The sequence below is a fragment of the Streptomyces axinellae genome (assembly GCF_039532135.1).
Taxonomy (GTDB): Bacteria; Actinomycetota; Actinomycetes; order Streptomycetales; family Streptomycetaceae; genus Streptomyces; species Streptomyces axinellae.
Map to the genome: position 1 here is coordinate 1 of NZ_BAAARJ010000095.1, position 544 is coordinate 544.

Below are 544 nucleotides of genomic sequence, written 5' to 3' on the forward strand. Positions count from 1 at the left end.
AACGGTCTGGAAAGTCCGACGGTACAGGGTGATAGTCCCGTACACCAAAATGCACAGGTTGTGAACTCGAAGAGTAGGGCGGGACACGTGGTATCCTGTCTGAATATGGGGGGACCATCCTCCAAGGCTAAATACTCCTGACTGACCGATAGTGAACCAGTACCGTGAGGGAAAGGCGAAAAGAACCCCGGCGAGGGGAGTGAAAAAGAACCTGAAACCGTGTACGTACAAGCAGTGGGAGCACCTTCGGGTGTGACTGCGTACCTTTTGTATAATGGGTCAGCGACTTATATTCTGTAGCAAGGTTAACCGTATAGGGGAGCCGCAGGGAAACCGAGTCTTAACTGGGCGTTAAGTTGCAGGGTATAGACCCGAAACCCGGTGATCTAGCCATGGGCAGGTTGAAGGTTGGGTAACACTAACTGGAGGACCGAACCGACTAATGTTGAAAAATTAGCGGATGACTTGTGGTTAGGGGTGAAAGGCCAATCAAACTCCGTGATAGCTGGTTCTCCCCGAAAGCTATTTAGGTAGCGCCTCGTGA

1 rRNA gene is annotated in these 544 nt (G+C 51.3%); it reads left to right on the top strand.

Annotated elements, in window-relative coordinates:
• Positions 1-544: ribosomal RNA gene (locus ABD339_RS33605) — 23S ribosomal RNA — on the top strand; the annotation flags it as partial.